Genomic DNA, 6,473 nt, shown 5'->3' on the forward strand with positions numbered 1-6,473 from the left:
CCCCGACGGCCGCGACCACCGGGGCGTGGAAGCGATGGTCCACGGCGATCACCTGCCGGGCCGTACCGCTCGACGATCCCGCGCGGCTCCATGGACTCGCTGATCTTCTGCCCGGTCGGCGACGACGACAGCGGGCACCCCGCTCCGGCACCGGCTCGGCCTGTCGCACCGCCCGCCCGGCCTGTCCTCGTCGCCCGCCCGGCCTGTCCTCGTCGCCCGGCCTGTGGTCTGATGGCGCCGTGCGCACCACCCCCACGGAGGACTCCAACCGCCGGATGCTCCGGGCCCGGGACGCGATGGACCGTGCCTACGCCGAGCCCCTGGACGTCCCGGCGCTGGCACGGATCGCGCATGTGTCACCGGCACACTTCACCCGCACCTTCCGGGCCACGTTCGGCGAGACCCCGCACCGCTATCTCCAGCGCCGCCGGGTCGAGCGCGCGATGTTCCTGCTGCGCGAGTCCGGCCTGAGCGCGACGGACATCTGCTTCCGGGTCGGTTTCTCCAGTCCGACCACCTTCAGCAGGACCTTCCGGGAGATCGTCGGCCGCTCCCCGCGCGAGTACCGCAAGCGGGCGGCGGCCCTGGACGTCCCGACCTGCTTCACGAAGGCGTGGACGCGGCCGAACCACTGACCGGAGCCATCGAGCAGTTTCGGATAAGTACGCGGGGTCGTTGGCGACTAGCGTGACGTGCATGTTCACAGCCATCACGCACTCTCAGATCTACGTTCTCGACCAGGACGAGGCACTCGCCTTCTACATCGGCAAGCTCGGCCTGGAAGTCCACAGCGACGTCGACTTCGGCGCCATGCGCTGGCTCACGGTCAATGTCCCCGGCCACCCCGACCGGCAGATCATGCTGGAGGCGCCGGGCGGCCCCGCCATGTCGGAGGAGACCGCACGGCAGGTCCGTGAGCTGGTCACCAAGGGGGCGACCGGCGGCTCGCTGATCTTCAGCACGGACGACTGCCGCAAGACGTACGAGACGCTGCGCTCCCGGGGCGTCGAGTTCACGGAGGAACCGACCGAGCGGCCGTACGGGATCGACGCGGCGCTGCGCGACCCGTTCGGCAACAGCATCCGCTTCACGCAGCTGAAGGGCTGAGAGGGAGGAAGGCGCCGTGGCGGCTGCGGGTCGAGCGGATGGCCGATCTGCCGGCCGAGGACCTCGCCGCCGCCGACACCGACCACCGGACGGCACGTCGAACACCGAATTGCCGACGATGAGCGTGCGCGTCCGGCTCCTCGCCCAGGACGGCGGTACGCGCCTGGAGACGCGCTCGCACTTCGACTCCAGGGAGCAGCTGGAGCAACTGATCACCATGGGCCTGGAGGAGGGCCTCACGGCAGCGGCCGGCCAGATGGACGCGCTGCCGGCCGAGTAGGGGGAGCCGCCGTGGCGCCGGGGCGATCCCTCACCACGGCCGGCGTTCGGGCACCATGGTCGGCATGACGGGGACGACAGATCGGACCGGGGCCGGGGAACGACAACGGGAGCCGTACGAGGGCTCGCCCGAAGAGTCGCGCGGGAAACCGCCGGGTGGCCCGTACGACGGACCGGTCCGGCGGTGTTTCACCGTCCACCATGACGGGGTCACCCTCCCTGTGTCGCGCGGCGGCCGGGGCCGCCCCCTGGTGCTGTGCCCCGGCCTCTGCTCCACCCAGGCCGAGCTGCACGAACTGATCGGGCTGCTGGGGCGGGACCACGACGTCGTGACCTTCGACCACCGCGGCCACGGGTTCTCCTCGCCCGGCGACCGGTACACCTTCGACGCCTTCCTCGGCGATTTCACCGCCGTGATGGCCCAGGTGGCCCGCCTCGATCTGCCCGAGCCGCCTCTGCTGGTGGGCTACTCGCTGGGCGCCGACCTGGCGCTGCGCTACACCGGCGACCACCCGGAGGCGGTCGGCGGCCTGGTGCTGATCGACGGGGCGAACCCGGTGCCCGAGCCGTTCATCACCGAGGAGTTCCTGGCGGAGTTCCGCGCGATGGCGCGGGAAACACAGCGGGAGCTGGACCTGACCAAGGGGACCGATCGTCAGGTGCTGCTCACGGGACAGGACGTCCTCGATCTCCAGATCGAGATGGATGTGGTCCGCGCCGCGATCCTGGAGCGGTACGCCAGGATCGAGCACCCCATCACCATGGTCATGTCCACCGCACTGGCGGGCCCCGCCACCGAGGGACCCGCGGCCCGGCACAACCAGCTCTGGCGCGCGGGCATCGACCGACTGCTCGACGCCCGCCCGGCCACCGCCACGACCTGGCTCGACGCGGACCACCGGCTGGTCATCACCCATGCCGGGCGGATCGCGGAGATCGTGCGGTTCGGGGTGGAGGGAGAGGGGTGAGAGTGGCGAGAGGGGCCCGAGAGCTTGCGGAAACAGCAAGGAGCTTTGCGCGGGGAGTGGGAGAGATAGAGGCTGTCCAGGGCAGGAACCCCCGCCCGGCACCACGGTGTCGCCCACCCCTCGCTACCCCTCTCCACTCCTTGTTTCCGCTGCTCAGCCAGGAGGCGCCATGACCGACATGCCTGTCACCGAATCCACCGAGTTCTGGGAGACCCGTTACCGCGACAGCGCGCGGGTGTGGAGCGGGAACCCCAATGAACTGCTGGTACGCGAGGTCTCCGCCCTGCGCCCCGGAACCGCCCTCGACCTCGGGTGCGGTGAGGGCGCGGACGCGGTATGGCTGGCCTCGCACGGCTGGCGGGTCACCGGTACGGACATCTCGGCGACGGCACTGGCCCGCGCGTCCGAGCACGCGCGGGAGGCGGGCGTCGGCGACCGGGTCACGCTGGAGCGGCATGAGCTGGGGGTGACCTTCCCCGAGGGCACCTTCGACCTGGTCAGCGCCCACTACCTCCAGTCACCGGTGGCCCTGGACCAGGACGGTGTGCTGCGCGCCGCGGCCGGTGCGGTGGCGCCCGGCGGGACCCTGCTGATCGTGATGCACGCCGCGTGGCCGAACTGGCAGACCGAGCCGCCGTTCGACGCCGAGTTCCCCACCCTGGACGGCGTGCTGGACGCGCTCGCGCTGCCGGAGGGGGAGTGGACCGTGCGGACGCGGGAGCGGGTGCGCAGGCCGAGTGTCTCGCCGGAGGGCGTACCGGGGCATCGCGACGACAACGTATGGCGGATCGAGCGGACGGCCTGAGCGGACGGGCAGCGTGGCCGTACTACTTATTGACGGACTCGGGGTCGTAGGACCTCTCCTCCCGGCGGCTGAGCGTGCCCCGGCGGGGGCATCGAACCGGTCCATCGAAGCCGTCGATCTTCCCGTGGTTTCGCCCGGTTACCATCGAGTCCGTGCGCGGTGGACCCGCGCCGGACCTGGGAAGGGACCGCACAGTGAGCAACACGGAGACACATCCGGCCGAGGTGGACTGCGCGGCCTCGGTGGGACCCGGCGGCGCGTGCCCCGAGCTTCAGATCCTCACGGCGCGGGATGTGCCGCTGGGCGGGCCGCGGGCGATGACCGTACGGCGGACGCTGCCGCAGCGGGCCCGGACACTGATCGGGGCGTGGTGCTTCGCGGATCACTACGGGCCGGACGACGTGTCGGAGAGCGGCGGGATGGATGTCGCCCCGCACCCGCACACCGGGCTCCAGACGGTGAGCTGGCTGTTCAGCGGGGAGATCGAGCACCGGGACAGCCTCGGCAGCCATGCCTTCGTCCGGCCCGGCGAGCTGAACCTGATGACCGGCGGCCACGGGATCTGCCACTCGGAGGTGTCCACGCCGAGCACCACGATCCTGCACGGCGTCCAACTGTGGGTCGCGCTGCCCGCCGAACACCGTGACGCCGACCGTGACTTCCAGCACCACATCCCGGTGCCGGTCCAGTTGGACGGTGCCGAGGCGCGGGTCTTCCTGGGCTCCCTCGCGGGCGACACCTCACCCGTCCGCACCTTCACGCCCCTGCTAGGCGCCGAACTCACTCTCCGGCCCGGCACCACCCTCACCCTCGACATCGACCCCGCCTTCGAACACGGCGTCCTGCTCGACCACGGCGACATCCGCGTCCACGGCACCACTCTCAAACAGGCCGAACTGGGCTACACGGCCCCTGGCACCCCCACACTCACCCTGTCGAACGACGGCCCGGGCGACGCCCGCCTCATCCTGCTGGGCGGCCCGCCGTTCCAGGAGCAGATCGTGATGTGGTGGAACTTCATCGGCCGTTCGCACGAGGACATCGCAACGGCCCGCCGGGACTGGATGGAGGGCACTCGCTTCGGTGTGGTGACGGGTTACGACGGCGATCGGCTACCTGCCCCCGAACTGCCGACAGTCGCCTTGAAACCACGGGGCCAGGTGCGCTGACCTGCGGCAACGTATGATCATCGAATCGTCGCAGTAGATCGAAGTTGTGCCCCCTTGCCGATATGGCGGGGGGCACAGTCATGCGTGCGTGGGCGTCCACTTCGAGGCGACCGGTACTTTCAAGTGTTGGCACCTGTGACCAGGCATGTTCAGACACTTGCTGACCCTTTGCTGACTCTACTGACGGGTAATCAAATTCCATCGGCCGTGTGCGGGAGGGGAAGGGGGCAGGTCTCGGCTCTCGCTGCGGGGAGGGCCAGATTTGACGGGGGCGAGGTCTCGGCGTCTGCGTCGGTTTCAGATTAGCCATCGGCAGGAGGCGCCGAGGTGCCACTTCTCCAGCACATGCCTACGAGGCGCGTGGGTTCGGGGGATTTTGTTGCCCGGAGGCGGCTTGCGCCCCATGTTTCCCCTGCGGAATTGAATGCTGTGTCCCGTTTGGCGGGTGACTCCGTCCGAAGTGTTGGGGTGGTGGAGCATCACCTGGAGTGCCTTGCGGTGAGTGAACCGGGCGAGTTGGGGGTCATCTCGGCAGGGCAGAGTCCTGTCCGAATGGCGAGTTTCTCTGGATGCTGAAGCTGGGTGATGCTCTGCGCGGGGCTGTTTGTTCCTGTCGTCAGATGTCCCGGAAGAGACCGGGCGGGCCCGTGACCTGCTGCGCTTACTGGGATCGAGTCGCTGATTTGGGTAAACATTCTTTCGACTGTTTCACGGTCATGCCGGGTGATGCGGCTGGAATTCCCAGAAAAGCCCCAGAGCACTCCCACCAAGGTTTGTCCCGTGACTGCTGGTCGGGGATGAGATGATCTTGCTGTGTCTGGTGTGATCACGGCGTCGGAGACGTCCTGGATAGCCCCGTTCACCGGCCTGAGTTCACGTCAGTTCGGCAAGGTGATCACCGTGTTGCGGCGTGAAGGTGCGGACCCGGTCCGCAAGGGCCGGCCCTGGGGCCTGACACCGTGCTGATCGTGGACGGCACCCTGGTCCCCACCCGCGGCCACACCGTCGCCGCGCAGTCGAAGAACTACAGGTACTCCACCAACCACCAGGTCGTCATCGACGCCGACACCCGGCTCGTCGTCACCGTGGGCCGGCCACTCGCCGGGAACCGCAACGAATGCAAGGCCTGGGAAGAGTCCGGCGCCAGAGCAGCCGTCGGCAGGACCACGGTGATCGCGGCCGACGGCTACCGGGGCACCGGCCCGGTCATCCCGCACCGCCGCGAAGACGGCCAGGCCGAACTCCCGGCCTGGAAAGAGGAACACAACACCTCCCACCGCAAGGTCCGCGCCCGCGTCGAGCACGTCTTCGCCCGCATGAAGACCTGGAAGATCCTCCGCGACTGCCGCCTCAAGGGCGACGGCGTCCACCACGCCATGCTCGGCATGGCCCGCCTCCACAACCCCACCATCGCCGGATAACAGAGAAACAGGCCGGTCAACCAGCCCGCCTTAGATCATTTGCGGGACAACCCTTAGGCATCGTTTCAGTTGGTGAGTCTGCGGTGGCGGATGAGGGCTGCGGCTATGCCGACGAGGGCGAGGAAGTGTTCCGGTTTCCGCTCGTAGTGGTGGTGGAGTCGTCGGTAGCCTGCCGGCCACGACACCGTGCGTTCGACCACCCTGGGGTGGCGGTCCAGGCGTTGGGAGGACTCGGCGCCCTTGCGTGCGATGCGGTGGCGGATGCCTCTGCCGCGGAGCCATCGGCGCAGATGGGCGTAGTCGTAGCCTTTGTCGCCGTGGAGCTTGGCCGGGCGGCGGCGCCGCGGTCCGCGGCGGGAGCGGATGGGCGGGATGCCGCGTACGAGGGGCTGAAGGCCGAGGCTGTCGTGCATGTTCGCGGCCGAGATCCCGAGCGCGACAGGGGCAGTCCGTTCCGGCCGGTGATCAGGTGGATCTTCGATCCACTTTTTCCGCGGTCGGTCGGATTCAGTCCGGTCAGCGGCCCCCCTTCTGCAGCCCTCACGCTCACGGAGCCGATCGCGCACCGCGACCAGTCCAGCTCACCACGGGCACCGGGTTCGTCCAGGATCACGCGGTGGGGGGGGGGGGGGGGGCGGGGGGGGGGGGGGCGGGCGCCCGCCGCGGGCGAGGCGCGCCCGCGGGCTCGCTCGGACCTCGGCCCGCGGGGCGCGGGCGGCCGGCG

The 6,473-nt window shown here is 69.6% G+C and carries 6 protein-coding genes and 2 pseudogenes; 7 read left to right on the forward strand and 1 reads right to left on the reverse strand.

Translation table 11 applies throughout. The features are described 5' to 3' along the window. Positions 1-275: 275 nt before the first annotated feature. The 7 genes and pseudogenes from ACFXAZ_RS09925 to ACFXAZ_RS09955 all read left to right on the forward strand — a co-directional run bounded on the left by ACFXAZ_RS09925 (position 276) and on the right by ACFXAZ_RS09955 (position 5,749). Positions 276-635 (forward strand): helix-turn-helix domain-containing protein, encoded by a 360-nt coding sequence (locus ACFXAZ_RS09925; RefSeq protein ID WP_384587218.1) that lies wholly within the window; start codon positions 276-278, stop codon positions 633-635. Positions 636-696: 61 nt separating this feature from the next. Continuing rightward, positions 697-1,107: a VOC family protein gene (locus tag ACFXAZ_RS09930; RefSeq protein ID WP_384587190.1), complete on the forward strand. Its 411-nt coding sequence runs from the start codon at positions 697-699 to the stop codon at positions 1,105-1,107. Positions 1,108-1,225: 118 nt separating this feature from the next. Next, positions 1,226-1,387 (forward strand): SRPBCC domain-containing protein, encoded by a 162-nt coding sequence (locus tag ACFXAZ_RS09935; RefSeq protein ID WP_384587192.1) that lies wholly within the window; start codon positions 1,226-1,228, stop codon positions 1,385-1,387. A 64-nt stretch (positions 1,388-1,451) separates the two neighbouring features. Beyond that, positions 1,452-2,354, forward strand: coding sequence for an alpha/beta fold hydrolase (locus tag ACFXAZ_RS09940; protein WP_384587194.1), 903 nt, complete (start codon positions 1,452-1,454; stop codon positions 2,352-2,354). A gap of 169 nt (positions 2,355-2,523) precedes the next feature. Next, positions 2,524-3,159, forward strand: coding sequence for an SAM-dependent methyltransferase (locus ACFXAZ_RS09945; protein ID WP_384587196.1), 636 nt, complete (start codon positions 2,524-2,526; stop codon positions 3,157-3,159). 194 nt (positions 3,160-3,353) lie between these two features. After that, positions 3,354-4,328 carry a pirin family protein gene (locus ACFXAZ_RS09950; RefSeq protein WP_384587198.1) on the forward strand — a complete coding sequence of 325 codons (975 nt, stop codon included), beginning with the start codon at positions 3,354-3,356 and terminating at the stop codon, positions 4,326-4,328. Between the two features lie 813 nt (positions 4,329-5,141). After that, positions 5,142-5,749 (forward strand): annotated as a pseudogene (locus ACFXAZ_RS09955) (transposase). Positions 5,750-5,814: 65 nt separating this feature from the next. Here the strand turns inward: ACFXAZ_RS09955 and ACFXAZ_RS09960 are convergent. Beyond that, a pseudogene (locus tag ACFXAZ_RS09960) lies at positions 5,815-6,368 on the reverse strand (IS5 family transposase); the annotation flags it as partial. Positions 6,369-6,473 lie beyond the last annotated feature (105 nt).

Origin of the sequence: Streptomyces sp. NPDC059477 (assembly GCF_042749375.1) — a bacterium.
GTDB lineage: Bacteria > Actinomycetota > Actinomycetes > Streptomycetales > Streptomycetaceae > Streptomyces.

What these genes read in the sequence shown, in the direction of transcription:
- ACFXAZ_RS09940 (WP_384587194.1), top strand. Translation starts at nt 1,452, where the DNA reads ATGACGGGGACGACAGATCGGACCGGGGCCGGGGAACGACAACGGGAG.
- ACFXAZ_RS09925 (WP_384587218.1), top strand. Translation starts at nt 276, where the DNA reads ATGCTCCGGGCCCGGGACGCGATGGACCGTGCCTACGCCGAGCCCCTG.
- ACFXAZ_RS09930 (WP_384587190.1), top strand. Translation starts at nt 697, where the DNA reads ATGTTCACAGCCATCACGCACTCTCAGATCTACGTTCTCGACCAGGAC.
- ACFXAZ_RS09945 (WP_384587196.1), top strand. Translation starts at nt 2,524, where the DNA reads ATGACCGACATGCCTGTCACCGAATCCACCGAGTTCTGGGAGACCCGT.
- ACFXAZ_RS09935 (WP_384587192.1), top strand. Translation starts at nt 1,226, where the DNA reads ATGAGCGTGCGCGTCCGGCTCCTCGCCCAGGACGGCGGTACGCGCCTG.